The sequence below is a fragment of the Plantibacter sp. M259 genome, assembly GCF_006065115.1.
GTDB lineage: Bacteria > Actinomycetota > Actinomycetes > Actinomycetales > Microbacteriaceae > Plantibacter > Plantibacter auratus.
Genome location: NZ_CP040750.1, coordinates 1,641,477 through 1,656,901, shown reverse-complemented (window position 1 = coordinate 1,656,901; position 15,425 = coordinate 1,641,477). Strand labels below are relative to the sequence as shown.

Annotated in this window: 12 protein-coding genes and 1 pseudogene; 6 read left to right on the top strand and 7 right to left on the bottom strand. The window is 70.5% G+C overall.

Going from position 1 to position 15,425, the window contains the following annotated elements; translation table 11 throughout:
• The first annotated feature begins 12 nt into the window (after positions 1 to 12).
• On the top strand, positions 13 to 3,546 hold the full coding sequence (locus tag FGL15_RS07610) for a hypothetical protein (RefSeq protein ID WP_138945584.1): 3,534 nt from the start codon (positions 13 to 15) through the stop codon (positions 3,544 to 3,546).
• A 172-nt stretch (positions 3,547 to 3,718) separates the two neighbouring features.
• On the opposite strand, the gene FGL15_RS07605 is transcribed toward FGL15_RS07610, so the two are convergent.
• From FGL15_RS07605 to FGL15_RS07590, 4 genes and pseudogenes are all read right to left on the bottom strand, one after another.
• Entirely contained in the window at positions 3,719 to 4,543 is an 825-nt protein-coding gene (locus FGL15_RS07605; protein WP_138947235.1) for a heme ABC transporter ATP-binding protein, read from the bottom strand.
• Positions 4,540 to 5,598 carry an iron ABC transporter permease gene (locus FGL15_RS07600; RefSeq protein WP_138947234.1) on the bottom strand — a complete coding sequence of 353 codons (1,059 nt, stop codon included), beginning with the start codon at positions 5,596 to 5,598 and terminating at the stop codon, positions 4,540 to 4,542. The genes FGL15_RS07605 and FGL15_RS07600 overlap by 4 nt, the downstream gene beginning before the upstream one ends.
• 214 nt (positions 5,599 to 5,812) lie before the next feature.
• A pseudogene (locus tag FGL15_RS07595) lies at positions 5,813 to 6,577 on the bottom strand (hemin ABC transporter substrate-binding protein); the annotation flags it as partial.
• A 253-nt stretch (positions 6,578 to 6,830) separates the two neighbouring features.
• Positions 6,831 to 7,739, bottom strand: a complete 909-nt coding sequence (locus FGL15_RS07590; protein ID WP_240773850.1) for a DMT family transporter — start codon at positions 7,737 to 7,739, stop codon at positions 6,831 to 6,833.
• A gap of 99 nt (positions 7,740 to 7,838) precedes the next feature.
• On the opposite strand from FGL15_RS07590, the gene FGL15_RS07585 reads away from it, so the two are divergent.
• On the top strand, positions 7,839 to 8,720 hold the full coding sequence (locus FGL15_RS07585; protein ID WP_138945583.1) for a LysR family transcriptional regulator: 882 nt from the start codon (positions 7,839 to 7,841) through the stop codon (positions 8,718 to 8,720).
• Positions 8,721 to 8,786: 66 nt separating this feature from the next.
• Here the strand turns inward: FGL15_RS07585 and FGL15_RS07580 are convergent, their stop codons facing one another.
• Entirely contained in the window at positions 8,787 to 9,872 is a 1,086-nt protein-coding gene (locus FGL15_RS07580; RefSeq protein ID WP_138945582.1) for a GTP-binding protein, read from the bottom strand.
• A gap of 93 nt (positions 9,873 to 9,965) precedes the next feature.
• On the opposite strand from FGL15_RS07580, the gene ykgO reads away from it, so the two are divergent.
• Entirely contained in the window at positions 9,966 to 10,088 is a 123-nt protein-coding gene (gene ykgO / locus FGL15_RS07575) for a type B 50S ribosomal protein L36 (protein ID WP_056010578.1), read from the top strand.
• A 3-nt stretch (positions 10,089 to 10,091) separates the two neighbouring features.
• Here ykgO and FGL15_RS07570 read toward each other — a convergent pair whose 3' ends face one another.
• Positions 10,092 to 10,511: a hypothetical protein gene (locus tag FGL15_RS07570; protein WP_064294781.1), complete on the bottom strand. Its 420-nt coding sequence runs from the start codon at positions 10,509 to 10,511 to the stop codon at positions 10,092 to 10,094.
• A gap of 242 nt (positions 10,512 to 10,753) precedes the next feature.
• Here FGL15_RS07570 and FGL15_RS07565 point away from each other — a divergent pair, with 242 nt between their 5' ends.
• Entirely contained in the window at positions 10,754 to 11,821 is a 1,068-nt protein-coding gene (locus FGL15_RS07565) for a LacI family DNA-binding transcriptional regulator (protein WP_138945581.1), read from the top strand.
• 563 nt (positions 11,822 to 12,384) lie between these two features.
• Here FGL15_RS07565 and FGL15_RS21340 read toward each other — a convergent pair.
• Positions 12,385 to 13,905, bottom strand: a complete 1,521-nt coding sequence (locus tag FGL15_RS21340; protein ID WP_138945580.1) for an HNH endonuclease signature motif containing protein — start codon at positions 13,903 to 13,905, stop codon at positions 12,385 to 12,387.
• A gap of 352 nt (positions 13,906 to 14,257) precedes the next feature.
• Between FGL15_RS21340 and FGL15_RS07555 the strand changes: the two genes are divergently transcribed.
• Together FGL15_RS07555 and FGL15_RS07550 are read left to right on the top strand one after the other, a co-directional pair.
• Positions 14,258 to 14,593 carry a nuclear transport factor 2 family protein gene (locus FGL15_RS07555; protein WP_138945579.1) on the top strand — a complete coding sequence of 112 codons (336 nt, stop codon included), beginning with the start codon at positions 14,258 to 14,260 and terminating at the stop codon, positions 14,591 to 14,593.
• Between the two features lie 134 nt (positions 14,594 to 14,727).
• A complete protein-coding gene (locus FGL15_RS07550; protein WP_138945578.1) occupies positions 14,728 to 15,330 on the top strand; it encodes a hypothetical protein in 603 nt (200 codons plus the stop codon).
• Positions 15,331 to 15,425 lie beyond the last annotated feature (95 nt).

The following is a 15,425-nucleotide window of genomic DNA, read 5'->3' as shown; positions in this document are numbered from 1 at the left end:
CCGGAGATCGCCTTGTCTGCACGGCCCACAGCCCCACCACCCGCCTGGCGGCGGAGACCGTTCAGGTCCGCCGTCACCGCCCTCGTCACCACCTCGGTCGTGGCCCTCGGCTCGATCGTCGCCGCACCGGCCGCGATGGCCGCCGAGTCCACGATCGATGACGCCGTCTTCACCTGGGGCATCAACAACGAGTCCAACAACTCAGCGTTCCAGCCCGGCGCGATCAACCTGCTGTCCGCCGGTGAGATCGCGAAGACCAGCGGCGCCGACACCGTGGTCGAGAGCGAATGGAAGCAGACCGACGGCAACGTCGCCATCCAGAAGAAGCAGGCCGACGGCACCTGGGCCCCGTCCACGTGGGCCGGCCTCCGCACCACCGCGACCGGCGGACCGATCACGCCGCCGTCCAGCGCCAACTACAGCGACAACCGCGTCGCGATCTCCGGCGGCACCGGAACGGTGGACGTCGAAGCCGGCACCGCCGAGATCCAGTGGGACGGCACCTTCACGGCCGCGTACTACCAGGGGCTCACGCAGTTCTCCGCGTCCGACCCGAAGCTCACGGTCGACGCCGACGGCACCGGTGTCGTCACCGCGACGCTGAGCGGCTACGGCACGAGCATGGACGACCCGAACCTCTTCGTGGTCCTCGAGCCGCAGGCCGGCGTCGTCATCGCGACCCTCTCGGGCGTCGACGTCACCGACACCGGCTTCACGGTCACGCCCGACTACCTCGGCACGGTCGTCTCGGTGCCGGAGTCAGGCGTCCCGCAGTCCACGACCGGGGCGAACGCCGGATCCTTCCCGCAGTCCTTCGTCGACTTCCAGGTCCTCACCGGCATGGCGTCGTACTGGTACTCGTCCGGCGGCGCAGCGGACGCCGCGAAGCCGACCACCCCGCTGGGCGTCTCCTACACCGTCGCCCCCGTGGCGCCGGAGGTCGTCCCCGCGTCGATCACCAAGCAGCCCGCAGGCGTCACCGTCGAGGACGCAGGCAAGGCCACCTTCACGGTCGAGGCCGCGGGTGACGGCCCGCTCAGCTACCGCTGGGAGCTCAGCGAAGACGGCGGTGCGACCTGGACGGCCCAGCCGACCGATGCACCGACGCTGACGCTGGCCTTCCAAGCGAGCCAGACCGGAGCGCTCGTGCGCGTGACCGTCGACAACGCTGCCGGACAGCCGGTCGTGTCCGAGAACGCCGTCGTCACGGTGCTGGACCCAGCCGCCCAGATCGACGTGTCCAACGCCTCGCTCAAGTGGGCGTACAGCCGGTACGCGCAGACCGGTGTCTTCGGCGCCTGGTCGCAGAACGCGACCGGCGAACACGTCGAGCTCCTGCAGCGCGACGGGAAGGCCGTCTCCGGCCTCGACGCCGACGCAGGCAAGACCTTCACGCTGGCGCAGTTCACCGGTGGGACCGGCCGTATCGACCCCACGACCGGCGTCGGCCAGATCGCGTGGGAGACCGGCGACTGGGTGCTCAACGCGTACCAGGGGCAGTTCGGCGCGCCGAACGAGACCTTCCGCGACCCGATCCTCACGACGGCTCCCGACGGCACCGGCACCCTGAGCTTCGAGGTCTTCATCCCCGCCGGCAAGGACATGGGCGGCAACGCCGTCCCGGCGGTGGGGCCGACCCGCATCGACCTCGCGACCTACTCGAGCGTCTCCGTCGTCGACGGCGTCCTCGTCGCGGTCCCCGACTACGCCGGCCGCGACTACGTGGTCGACGGTGTCGTCAAGAACGTGAGTTGCGAGACGCCCGGCGTGAGCGGTTCCTGGCCGAGCGCGTACATCGACTTCGTCCCGTCCTCGGTGCGTGCGCACTACTACACGACCTCCTGCACCGGTCTGAACCTGATGAAGCCGCCGCTGTCGTTCTCGGTCGAGCTCCAGCCGGTCGTGCAGGTCGCTCCGGCGATCACCGCGCAGCCCTCCGACGTCGTCGCGCCGATCGCACCCGCGACCGGTTCGCCCGTCGCCTCATTCGCCGTCACCGTGACCGGTTCGCCGGAGCCGACGGTCGTCTGGGAACGCCGCGCAGCCGGTGGGGACTGGGTCGCGATCGAGGGGGCTACGGCAGCCACGCTGACCCTGCCGTACACGGCGGCGGACGACGCCACCGAGGTGCGCGCCGTCGTGTCCAACGCAGCGGGTTCCGCGACCTCGGAGGCCGCGACCCTGACGGTCGGTGCACCCGCGTCGATCACCGCCCAGCCGTCCGCCGCATCGGTGAAGGTCGGTGAGACCGCGACGTTCACCGTCGGGATCGCCGGTGATGCCGCCGCGGTGCAGTGGCAGCGTCTCGCCGCCGGCGCGACCGGGTGGACCGACGTCGCCGGTGCGACCGGTACCAGCCTCGAGGTCGTCACCACCGCCCAGGACGCCGGCGCCCAGTACCGTGCCGTCGTCACCGGGGCCATCCCGACCGAGATCGACGGTTCGGTCTTCTCGGTCACCAGTGCACCGGTCGGGCTCGCCGTCGACACGACCATCCCGGTTGCGGCGGCGATCGTGTCGCAGCCCGTCTCCGTCACGGCGCCTGTCGGTGCCGCGTCGCCCTCGGTGTTCTTCTCGGTCGGCGTGACCGGTGCCCCGGCGCCGTCGGTGCAGTGGTTCGAGCGTGGCGTCGGAGCGGACGGCTGGTCCGCCGTCACCGGCGCGACGAGCACGACCCTCGAGGTCGTCTACGCCGACGGTGACAGCGGCAAGCGGTTCCGCGCGGTCGTCGGGAACGGCGTCGGCGATCCGGTCACCTCGGATGTGGCGACCCTGACGCTCGGGGTCCCCGCATCGATCACGGCGCAGCCCGCGTCGGTGTCCGTCGCACACGGCGAGGACACGGTGTTCGCCGTGGTCACGGCGGGCGACGACGTGGCCGTGCAGTGGCAGCATCTCGCGCTCGGTTCCACCGGCTGGGTCGACCTCGACGGCGCCACGAGCGCCGAACTGACCATCGCTTCGGTCGACGTCCGGAACGGCGAGCAGGTTCGCGCAATCGTCTCGAACGACGTCCCCTCGGCGCCCGGCGCATCGGGTGGAAGCACGGTCACGAGCGCAGTGGCGTCGGTCACGCTCACGGTCCCCGGCACGGTTCCGACCGCACCGGACGCCGCATCGCTCGCCGAGGCCCCCGGGATCGACATCACCGGCATCGACGGCGACGTCATCACGGTCTCGGTCGGCACGCAGCACGCCGGACAGTACCTCGGCGCGTACGCGTTCTCTGAGCCGCAGTGGCTCGGCTGGGCGCTCGTCGCGGCCGACGGGACCGTCAGCTTCACGGTCCCGTCCGACCTCGAGGCGGGCGATCACACGCTTGCAGTCCTCGATGCCGACGGAGTCCTCATCGGGACGGCGGCGTTCACCGTCACCGTCACGGTCGTGACGAACCCCGACGGCACCACGACGACGACCACCGCGGTCCTCGCCTCGACCGGCGCCGACGCCGCCGTGCCGTTCCTCGCCGGTGGGCTGCTCCTCGCAGCCGGCCTCGTCCTCGCGCTCCTGGCGCGTCGCCGGAAGACGCAGGTGGCCGCGGTCTGACCGCCCGGCGGCCGCACGGCCGACTGACACGAGAGGGCCGTCCCGTTCGCGGGGCGGCCCTCCCCGCTGTCTGCTCGTTGTCGCATTCGCGCTACTCGCTGTCCTGCGCGATCCGGTCGCCGAGCCTGTCGGGGTGCCGACCCGCGTGACTGGAGCCCGGCCGCAAGGAGCTTCAGCGGATGGGGAGGATGACCAGCGCGCCGCTCGTCGGATGCGTGACAACCTCGACCGGGTATCGGTAGACCTCGGTGATCCGCTCCGCCGTGAGGACCTCGGCGGGGCTCCCGGTCGTGACGAGCCGTCCCTGCTGCAACAGCGAGATCCGGTCGGCGTAGGCTGCGGCGAGGTTGAGGTCGTGCAGCACGACGATCACCGCGTCACCCGCGGCCGCCGCTTCGCGCGCGAGCCGGAGGACGTCTTCCTGGTGTCGGAGGTCGAGTGCCGCCGTCGGCTCGTCGAGCAGGAGGATGCCGGTCCGTTGCGCGAGTACCCGGGCCAGTGCCGCCCGTGCGCGCTCGCCGCCCGAGAGCGACGGCACCTGACGGCCGGACAGGCGGGCGATGTCCGTCTCCGCGATCGCGGCCGCGACGGCCTCGTCGTCGTCGCGTTCGAGCTCGGTCCGCTGCCACGGCGCTCGGCCCATCTCGACGACCTGCTGCACGGTGAACGGGAAGAACACGTCGTTGTGCTGCAACAGCACCGCGCGCCGCCTCGAGAGCTCGCGGGCCGACCAGGCCTGCAGCGGCCGGCCCGCGACGGCGATGCGCCCCTCGGCCAGCGTCTGGTCACCCGTGATCGTCGCGAGCAGGGTCGACTTGCCAGCGCCGTTCGGCCCGATGAGCGCGTGGACCTCGCCCGCGCGGGCGTCGAAGGTCACGTCGTGGAGGATGCGCTTCCCGTTGATCACGACGCCCACGCTCGAGGCTTCGATCGCGAGCTCGCCGGGTCGGAGGGGCTCGGGGACCGCGAAGCGCCGGCCGACGACCGGCACGCTCATCCCCAGCCTCCCGAGGACCGGCGGGTCCGTCGCAGCAGCCAGAAGAAGAACGGTCCGCCGACGAGGGAGGTGAGCATGCCGATCGGAAGGTCGGCGAGCGGGACGGCGGTGCGTGCCACGAGGTCGGCCCCGAGGAGGAGTACGGCCCCACCGAGGGTGCTGACGACGAGCAGTGGCAGGTGGGCCGGGCCGATGATCATGCGCATGAGATGCGGGATCACGAGCCCGACGAAGGCGATGATGCCGGCGAACGCCACGCTCGCGCCCACGAGCAGGGCGACGACGAGGATCACGAGGATCCGCAGTCCCTCCACGTTGACCCCGAGGTGCCTGGCGCTCTTCTCGCCGAGCGAGAGCAGGTCGAGCTGTTTCGCGACGACGAACGCGACGACGAGCCCCACGAGCACCAGGGGGAGGACGATGCCGAACTGCTGCCAGCGCGAGCCGTTGAGGCTGCCGAGCTGCCAGAAGACGATCTGTTCGCGCGCGGCGGTGTCGCCGAGGAAGGTGAGGAACGCGAGCCCGGCACCGGTCACCGCATTGACAGCGATGCCGGTCAGGACGAGCGTGATGACCTCGGTGCGCCCGTTCGCGCGGCTCATCGCGTAGACGATGAGCGTTGCCGCGAGTCCGCCGACGAACGCAGTGACGGCGACCGTCCATTCCCCGAGGAAGGCCCAGCCGAAGACGATCGTCGCCGACGCGCCGAGCGCCGCCCCACCGGAGACGCCGACCACGCCGGGCTCGGCGAGTGGGTTGCCGAAGATCGCCTGCATGAGGAGGCCGGCCGCTGCGAGCGCCGCCCCGATCACGAGCGCCATGGCGACGCGTGGAAAGCGGATGTTCCACAGGGCGCTCTCCCCGTTCGCGTGGCTGGGCATCGGTCCGATGTCGAGACCGAGCCGGTGCATGATCGAGCCGAGGACCTCGAGGGGTGGCACGTGGAGTTGCCCACTGCCCGCCGAGATCAGCGCGAGCGCGATGAGCGCGACGAGCAGGGTGACCGCCAGCGCGCCCGACCGGAGCGACCGTGCGCCGGGGACCTCCGGATCGATGTCGAGTGGTGCCCCGGTGCGGTTGCCGCCGAGGGCCGAGCGGGTCACGGCTCCTCGTCCGCCGGGCGCCGGTGGTGGGCGCGTAGAGGGCGCGGGCGAGCGCGTCGAGGACGGCGGCCGTGCGTGGGCCGAAGCTCATGACCTCGGTGTCGCTCATGTCGATGACCCGTCGGTGCTGCCCCGCCGGGGTCTCCGCGACGGCGGGGATGCGCTCCAGGAGTCCGTCGACACCGTCCACCGACTCGAGGCCCTTGGTCATCATGATGAGGACGTCGGGCGCCGCATCGATGAGTGCTTCGGCGGTCATGGGGCGCATGCCCTGCCAGTCGATCTCGTCAGCGACGTCGACGGCGCCCAGTGCCTGGATGAGCGCGTCGGCCCCGGATCCCTCACCGAAGATGTAGTAGATCCCTGCGTTCCCGCGCACGTAGAGGAACATGACCCGTGGACGGTCGGCGGGGTCGGCCGGAGCGAGTGCTTCGATGTCCGTCATCGTCGCCGCGATCTCGGAGGCGATCCGAGCGTTCAGCGCTTCACCGGCCGCCGGGACACCGAGCGCCGCGGCGACCTGCGTGACGAGGTCGTCGATGTTGTCGAGGTTCCGCTGTGGCGTCAGGACGACGACGGGGATGCCGGAGTCGCGCATCTGGAGGACGACGTCCCAGGGGCCGATCGAACTGTCGGTGAGGATGACGGTGGGCTCGAGCGCGAGGATGGCCTCGCCGTTGAGTTCATGGCCGTTCTGCGTGACGAGGGGGAGGTCGGCGGCCTCCGGGAACCCGGTGGAGGTGTCGCGGCCGACGACGGAGTCACCGAGCCCGAGACCGAACACGGTGGCTGCGAGCGATCCGGACAGGTCGAGGGCCAGGATTCGGCTGGTGTCGCTGATCGTGACCTCGGTGTCCTGGTTGTCGACGATCGTGACCGGGAGCGATTGCTCTGGGGCGTCGGTGACCGCGGTGATGCCGGGGTCGGCCATGCAGGCGGTGGATGGACCGGTCCAGTCCTTCGGGTCGGCGACGGGCGTGAGTGACCCGAGTGGTGTGGTCGACGCTTCGCACCGGGCGGGATCGGCGTCCGCCGGTGCCGCTCCCGTCGCCGTGCAGCCGGCGAGGCCGATCGCGAGGGCTGCGAGTGCGGCGACGAGGGCGCGACGGAGACGAGGACGAGTGCTCATGATTAAGGCAAGCCTAACCTATGTAACTCTCGTCGGGCGGGTGGATCCGGCGGGATCAGCTCGGCGCGATGCTCGGCTGCGCCTCGGGCGCACGACCGCGCCGGGCTGAGAGCACGGCGCCGATTCCTGCACCGACCACACAGGCGATGCCGAGCCACTGCGGTGTCGTGAGCTCCTGACCGAGCACGAGGAGCCCGGCGATCGCGGCGATGGCCGGGGCCGAGGCGAGCAGGATCGAGAAGGTCGCGGCGCTGAGTCGGCGGAGGGCGACGAACTCCAGCGCGTACGGCACGGCCGACGAGAGTGCGGCGACACCCAGCCCGAGCAGGAGGATGACGGGATCGAACAGGGCGGTGCCGGCGGTCGTGGCCGCGAGCGGGATGGTCACCAGGGCGCCGATGGCGGCGGCGATCGCCAGACCGTTCAGACCGGGGAACTCCGTCCCCGTCCGCGCCGACAGCAGGATGTAGCCGATCCAGAGGGCGCCGGCGGCGAGCGCGAGGACGACACCGAGCGGGTCGAGTGCCGCCGTCGGTCCGCTGTGGAGGAGCACCCCTCCGAGGAGGAGGACGCCGACGAGGGCGACGCCCGCCCAGAGTGCACTCGTCCATCGACGACCCGCGATGACGCTGAGTGCCAGCGGGCCGAGGATCTCGAGGGTCACCGCCGGGCCGAGCGGGATGCGGTCCAATGCGAGGTAGAAGCAGACGTTCATCGCGGCGAGGACGACCCCGAAACCGACCGCCGATCCCCAGGCGCTCCTCGGGTGTCCGCGAAGGGCCGGGCGGGCGACGGCCAGCAGGATGAGCGCGGCGAACACGAGCCGCAGCGTCACCATGCCGATCGGACCGACCTGCGGGAACAGCGTGACCGCGATCGACGCGCCGAGCTCCTGACAGACGAGTCCGGCCAGGACGAGGAGGGCGCCGGTCGCCGCCTGGCTCGGTCGCGGTCTGCGGATCACTGCACCACGCTAGCGCGCCCGGTCACCGAGCCTCATCCGGTCACCGAGCTTGTCGAGGTGCCGCCCCAGCCGGGCTCGCCGGTGCGGCATCATGAGGGCATGAGGATCGACGAACTCGCGTACCTTCGGGCGCTCGCCGAAGACGGTCACGTCCCGTACGCCGCTGAGGCGCTCGGTATCTCCCAGTCGACGCTCACGCGGGCGATCGGTCGGCTCGAGGCGGACGCCGGGGTCGAGTTGTTCGACCGTCACCGCAGCCGGCTCGAACTCAACCGGTATGGCGAGATCCTCCTCGTGCACGCACTCCGGGCGCAGACCGAGCTCGACAACGCGCAGTCGCGGATCGACGAGCTCCGCGACCCCTCGGCCGGCCTCGTGTCCATCGCCTACGTCTCGTCCCTCGGCGGCTGGCTCATCCCGCGCATCGTGAGCGAGTACCGCCAGCTGCTGCCGGACATCCGGTTCGTCCTCGACGGCGGGAAGGCCGACAGCGTGCTGGACGCGCTCCGCTCCGGCTCGGCCGACGTCGCCTTCCTCAGCCCGGAACCGCGTGATCCGGACATCGAGTGGCGTCCGCTCACCTCCGAGCGGCTCGCGCTGGGTGTGCCGGTCGGGCATGCGTTCGCCAATCGGACGTCGTTGGCGGCGTCCGACCTCGAGCAGACGGAGTTCCTCGCGATGACGACGGACTCGGGGCTCCGGCAGATCGCGGACGCGTACTTCGCGCGGCACGGCGTCGTCCCCCGGGTGACGATGGAGGTGTCCGAGCTGTCGACGCTCCGTGGTCTCGTGCGTGCCGGGGTCGGGATCGCCGTCCTTCCCGATTCCACGAGCATGGAGGGCGTCGTGCTCGTCCCGCTCGACGACGAGGCGGTCCGGGTGATCGGTGTCGCCACCAGCCGGGCCCGGGCGGTGTCTCCCGCCGTCGAGCAGTTCGTGCGGTTCGTGCGCGAGGAGTGGGTGAGCGCTCAGATCCACTGAGTCGCCCAAAGCTGCACGAAATCGACCGGGATCCGAACCGTTCCGGGCAATTGACGGGCCGGCTGCTCAGTGCTCGTGGGTGGTGCTCCATGGCGTGAAGGCGTCCGGGTAGCGCGCCCACGCCGCAGGCCCCGCGAGGAGTTCCTCGTCCGTCAGGGTGCAGGCGTGCAGGGCGGCGGTGATGGCGACCTCGTCGAGGTCGATCCCGGTGACGACGAGCTCCTGACCGAGCGGTGCGCCGGGGTCGTTCGTCTCGAACGACGTGGGTTCCAGATCGATCATCGAACCGACGTGTTGGAGGACGCCGACGCGGGAGGCGCGCGTCGCGAGGACGAGGAACCCCGCCGTACGGATGACCTGGCCGAACCGCCCCGCCTCGATCGGTCCGTCGAAGCACGCGAGGAGTCGTTCCGGGTGCATCGGTCGGGGGCTGTCGAACCGCAGGGTGGTCACTCGGTCGTGATCCACCCACGGCCGGTGCTCGCCGTTCAGCATCGCGATCCACCCGGGGGAGGTGCTGAAGCGGTCCAGTTCGAACGGGGAGTCCCGGTAGCGCGCGAGCGGCTCACGGGTGCTCGCGGTCGCCGGAGCGCCGGGTGTGGCGCGCGGTCGGGCCGCGACCGGTTCGACCATCCGCGTCAGCGCCGTCGGGTTCAGGTGGCTGAGGAGGGCGAGGAGCACCGCGAGTCGCTCGTGCGTCACGCCGCGTCGGCCTGCGACGGCGATGGTGTCCGCGTACTCGAGCTGCTCCACGGTGATCATCGACCGTGCGGTGTACGCCGTGTCGCCGTCCTCGTCGTGGGTGACGTACTCGTCGTCCTGGAGGTCGTGCAGGAGATGGGCTGCGTCGACGACGGTCACGACAGCGTCCAGGACGGCCGTGTCGCGGTGCCCGAGGACGGCGGAGGCTGCGTCGACCGGGCGGACCGTGCTCCCGCAATCGAGGACGATGTGCCGGGGAGCGAGCGGGTGTCGCGCGACGGCGTCGATCGCGTCGTCGATGTCAGGGTGAGCGCTCTCGGCGTCGTCCTGCCGCTCGATCGTGACGAGTGCCGCGGATCGTCCGGCGACCTGTCGGGCGACGGTGCGACGCTCCGGCGGACAGGTGCCGAGGACGAGCGTCACGGTCAGCGGGATGCGAGGCCTGGTCACGGCGGGTTCTCCTGGTCGATGGGTGCTACAGTGCGTTCTGTTGAGAATGGTTCTCAACAAGGTAGCACGCATCGTGATCACCAGGAGGTCGCCATGAAGGTCCGCGCATCACTCAAGTCGCTCAAGGACAAGCCGGGGTCGCAGATCGTCCGCCGCCGCGGCCGGGTGTTCGTCATCAACAAGCTGAACCCGCGGTGGAAGGGTCGCCAGGGCTGAGTGTCAGCCGCGCACGACGTTCACGACGATCGTGACGACACCCAGCGCGGCGATGACGTACGCCCAGAAGCGGACCGGGATGAAGAAGAGCGTGGAGCTCGGGCGGCTGTAGAGCTGCTCGCCGGTCTGCGGGTGGCGCACGGGCACGGCCTCCTGCTTCACGGTGATGCCGTGCTCGTTGACGTACGGCTGCGCGAGCTGCTGCCACACGACGACCGGCCGCGGTGCATCTAGCTTCGCCAGCGCGAACTTCCCGAAGGCCCAGCACGCGACGGCGCCGAGCAGGAATCCGATGCCGACGAACACCCCGGACTGCGCCGATCCGCCGTCGGGTGAGACGATCGCCTTGATGAGGAAGCCAGCGCCGACGGAGAGCCCGAAGATCAGGAAGACGACGATGCCCCAACGGGTCCAGATGATCATGTGTGCTCCTCTTCGGGTGTCGGTCGCGACGCGCAGCTGATCACGCGGCACCCGCGCGACCGGCGGCTCGTCCATCACGGTACCGAGGTCGGCTGTCCACCCGCGATGGGGAGCGGTGCCCATGCGGCGGACCTGACGAACCGCTGGAGGTGCGACGGAGAGCGCGACCACGTCGTGAATCGACGGATACGCTGCTCTGAGCGAGACGTGCGGACGTCGCCAGGTGGGAGCCGGTGGGGCTGGTGGGTAACGACGACGAGAAGGCGCGGGTCGCGACGATCTTCGATGTGGCGCGTCTGGCCGGAGTCTCACACCAGACCGTGTCGCGGGTGCTCAACGATCTGCCGAACGTGCGCCCCGCGACGCGGCAGCGGGTCGAGCAGGCGATCGCGCAGCTGCGGTACACGCCCTCGCAGGCTGCACGGTCACTCGTCACCCGCCGTTCACGGACGATCGGCCTCATCACGACCGGTGGGCCGGACTACGGGCCGTCGAGTACGGCGCTCGGCTTCAATGAGGCCGCACGGGACGCCCGGTATGCCGTGAGTATGGCGAGCATGCTGGAGTCGGATCCGGCGTCGCTGCGGCAGGCCGTCGACCTGTTGCTGCGGCAGAACGCCGAGGCGATCGTGCTCATCGCCGCGCATCGTGGGGCGCTCGACGCGGTGCGCGGGATCGAGCTGGGGGTGCCCCTCATTGCGGTCGAGTCGACTCACCGGGACGGGTTCCACCGTGTCTCCATCGATCAGTACCAGGGGGCGCGGATCCTCGTGGATCACCTCGTCGGGTTGGGGCATCGCCGCATCGTCCATCTCGCGGGGCCGGTGGATTCGGTGGACGCGTTGGAGCGGGTGCGTGGGTGGCGTGATGCGCTGTCCGAGCACGGGCTCGTCGCCCGCGAGCCGCTGGTGGGCGACTGGACGCCGGCGAGCGGGTTCCGGCTCGGGCGGGAGCTCGTGGCAGACCTCGGGGTCGGAGACGATGACGACGGACGGTCCGGTGAACGGGTCGGTGGGCTGTTCACGGCCGTGTTCGCGGCGAACGACCAGATGGCGCTCGGGGTGATCCACGCGCTATCGGAGCGGGGCCTGCGGGTGCCGGGTGATGTGAGCGTCGTCGGGTTCGATGACATCCCGGAAGCTGAGCACTTCGCGCCGCCGCTGACGACGATGCGGCAGGACTTCCCGGCGCTCGGGCGGACGATCATGTCGACGCTGCTCGAGGTGCTGAGCGATGCGGACTCCGTCGGCGTGGTGCGTTCGGTGCCGCAGCTCATCGTGCGGGAGTCGACCGCGGCGCCGAGCGCCTGAGCTGAGCTCTCCCCGTTCCTCGAGCTGACGCCCCGGTCCGAGGCAGCACCCCCGATCCCTGAGCCGGAGTTCCCAGCCCCCGAGCAGGTGTCCCCGGTCCCTGAGCTTGTCGAAGGGCAGGTGCGACGGATGTTCGTGGGCCCTTCGAGTGGCTCGGGGGTCGGGTGGTCCGGTCGCTGAGCGTGTTCGAGGCAGGGTGGTTTCCGTGTCGGTCCCTGAGCTTGTCGAAGGGCAGGAGGTCGCTCGTGGGCCCTTCGACAGGCTCAGGGGCCGGGGTGGCCGGGTTGTCGATACGGCGCCAGTCCCCGAGCTTGTTGAGGCATGGTGGTTCGCGTTTCGGTCCCTGAGCTTGTCGAAGGGCAGGTATGACGGTTGTTCGTGTGCCCTTCGACAGGCTCAGGGCCGGGGTGGTCGGGTTGTCGAGGACGGCGTCGGTCGCTGAGCGTGTCCGGGTGTGCTGGGTCCCCGTTTTGGTCCCTGAGCCTGTCGAAGGGTGGTTCCCGTGTCGTTCCCTGAGCTTGTCGAAGGGCAGGTGGGTGCGGAGGCAGAGGGGTGCCCCGGGTTCAGGCGGCGAGGTGGATGCGTCCGCCTCGGATGGGGGTTTGGTGGCGGTCGATGTGGCTGGGTGGGATGAACCAGGGGATGCCGTTTTGGACGCGGATGGTCCAGTGGTCGTCGTGGATGCGGTGGTGGTGGAAGGGGCAGAGGAGTATGCCGTTGTCGAGGTTGGTGGGGCCGCCTTGGGACCACCATCGGATGTGGTGGGCTTCGGTGAAGGAGGGTGGGTGGGTGCAGCCGGTCCAGGCGCAGCCGCCGTCGCGTTCGGCGAGGGCGAGTTTCTGTCCGCGGGAGAACAGGCGGGTGCTGGTGCCGAGGTCGAGGACCTGTGATGGTCCGCGGAGCACCGCGGGGATGAGGTTGGCGTCGGCGGCGAGGCGGCGGAGGGCGCCAGCTCCGATGGGTTCGTCGATGCCGTCGATGGTGGCAGCACCGATGCCGGTTTCGAGGGTGTCGTGGTCGGTGCGGATGATGACGGTGACGGGGGTGAGTTCGGTGGCGGCGCCACTGCAGCCGGCCAGGTGTCGGAAGGTCTCGGTGAGGGCGATGGCGCGTCGCCGGTCGATGGGGATGAGTGACGGCCCGTCGGGCATGGGGTGACCTGACCCGTCGGGTTGGTCGGCGGGGTCGGCCGTGTCGGGGTTGATGAAGTGGGGTTTGCGGTGGGTGGCGCCGATGAGGGCGTCGAGGCCGGCGCGGATGAAGGCGGCGCTTTCTGGGGCGAGCTCGGCGCGGAGGAGGGTCATGCCGGTGGGGAGTTCGTGGATGGTGCAGCGTTCTGCGCGGCGAAGGAGTTCGTCGCGGGGTTCGCGGCCGTCTTGGTCGAGGCGGGTGCGGACGAGTTTCGCGATGCGGGTGACGTCCTGCAGGGGCGCGTATCCGGCGTGCTCGATGGCGATCACCGACGCCGCGTCCAGTTCGCCTCTGCTGCAGATGCGGCCGGCGTTGCGGAGCGCCCGGACGATGACCGCGGCACCATCGACGCTCAGGGGTGCCGGTGGGCTGCCGTGAGCAGCGGACGCGTCACCATCCGTGGTGGCCGATGAGGATGATCCGCTGGGTCCGTCGGCCTGGGCGGTGGTGGCATCGTCGGAACCGGGTGCCGGTTCGAGCGCCGCAGCGACCGCCGGGAACGGGCACTCCTCCAACTCGCCGAGCAAACCGCGCGGTTGCGTGATGGCAGCTCCGACCTCGGCGATCGCCGCGCCTCGGGCGCGTGCCACCCGCCACCGCTCGGACACCATGACGCCCGGGTTCGCGTAACCGGCGGCCCGCACCAGGGTGTCGTCGCGGCGGGTAGGGGAGGGGCGCAACGCGATCGCACCGACGACGCGGGCGGCGAGGACCTCGACCGCGTGCTGCACGGCACCGAGCTCGTCCAGGACCCGGAGGACCGCCTCGTCGTTCAGGTTCTCGAGCTGCTCCGCGACACCCGAGCCTGGACGGATCGCATCGAGCGCGCCCTGCCACACCGCATCGAACCCGGCCGCGGCGGCGGCGAGCGGGTTCGGCGCGGTGCTGGTCATGGATCCATCCAAACACGGACCACTGACATTCGAACGCGCACCGAATCAGCCGCTGATCAGCGCATTTATCCGACAGTTGATGCTTGCTCGGGGTGCCCTTCGACAAGCTCAGGGAACGGCCGTGACACGGTCGCCGAGCTTGTCGCGGCGTGGCGGGAAGGTCGCTCGTAGGCCCTTCGACAGGCCCAGGGAACGAGTCGCCGCGGTTGTCGAAGAGCGTTGCGGGAGGTTCAAGCGGGCCCGCGACCGACCCGGGGAGCGAAACGCCGGCAGCCGGTCCCTGAAGGTGTCGATGGCCCTACGCGGACACCTTCCCCGACCGCAGTGCGAGGCCCGCGCGTAGGATCACCGCATGCGTTCATCGGCGATCGACACGGTCCTGGCGTTCATGCGGGCGTTCCGCGAGCAGGATCGGGCTGCTGCCGAGGCGCTCATGCACGCGGACTTCGTCTTCACGAGCCCGCAGGACGACCACCTCGACCGAACGACGTGGCTCGAACGCTGCTTCCCGAGCGCCGACCATTTCGACACCCTCGGCGTGACGCTCCAGATCGTCGAGACCGACGGCATCGTCCTCCACCGCTACGAGTACGTCGTGCAAGGGAAGACGTACCGCAACCTGGAGGCGACTCGTGTCGTCGACGGCACCGTCCTGGAGGTCGAGGTCTACTTCGGTGGCGCCGTCTGAGCGGCTGCAGCGGGAGCGCCCCTCGCCGGTTCTCCGAGAAGGCCGCCCCGGCACGCCTACGGAGCCCGACCGTGTCGTTCGGAAGCGTCCTCCGGCGACGGAACGCACCGAGGCGCGTCTGACAGGATTGAGTCATGCGCATCAGTTCTCGTCGAACGACCCTGGCCGCGGCTCTCACGATCGCTGCCATCGCCCTCACCGGTTGCTCCACCGGCTCCTCGTCGGACGCGGATCGATCGTCCGCCTCGCCGACGCCGTCGGTGTCGCAGCCGCCGAGCACGCGCCTCCAGGAGCACACGCTCACCGACGACGTCGACGGTACGAAGGTGACCGCCCTCGCGATCGTCGACGACTTCCCGGCGCCTGCAGGCACCACCGGCGGCCTGCGTCCGATGCTCGTCCAGGTCCGACTCGAAGCCGGCGACGAGTACGGCGGCAGCGTCTTCCCCCACCGGGTCTCCGTCACCACCCGCGCCGTCAACCTCGACTACGTGACGCTCGGCCTCGGAACGCCCGAAGAGCTGAAGGCCCCGATGGCGTCCGCCGGCTACTCGCTCCTCCAGGCGACACCGGCCGGTGAGACGGCGACCGGCTGGATCGGCGCGTGGGTGCGCACCGACGAGACCGAGTTCGACCTCGTCTACGACCGCCCGGAGGGCAAGGTCATCGGCGGCAGCAAGAGTGGCGAGGTCGTGCCGCCGAGCCGTGACATCATCCCGCTCATCCCCCAGGACTAGCCGCGGAGGGAGGTCGACACGGCGTCCGAACGAGGACGCGCCCGTCAGGTGTCGTCGAATCTCGCGTCAACCCCGGGTGGATCCGCTGATATTCG